Raw genomic sequence first — 255 nt, 5'->3', positions numbered from 1 at the left:
CCTCAACCTCAAAAACAGGACAACTACCTTCTTCTCTATCAACCTCTACTGCCTTTAACATCTTTTTAGGGCGGGCGGCTGATTCTATTATCGTAGCATCAACTATTGCTCCTTGCGACTTCTCTACTTTTAGGCCGTGTTCTGTCAACTGCTCGTTCACCTCTTTCAGCAACACATCCCATATCTTCAGCTTAGTCATTATATTTCGAAATCTGCAAAATGTCGTATGATCTGGCACCCTCTCTAATCCGCTTA

1 pseudogene is annotated in these 255 nt (G+C 43.1%); it reads right to left on the bottom strand.

Going from position 1 to position 255, the window contains the following annotated elements:
- Positions 1–199: pseudogene (locus L8D11_RS05520) on the bottom strand (hypothetical protein); the annotation flags it as partial.
- Positions 200–255: the final 56 nt, after the last annotated feature.

The organism is Candidatus Bandiella numerosa (assembly GCF_021811875.1).
GTDB lineage: Bacteria > Pseudomonadota > Alphaproteobacteria > Rickettsiales > Midichloriaceae > Aquirickettsia > Aquirickettsia numerosa_A.
This window is presented reverse-complemented; position numbering and strand designations above follow the sequence as displayed.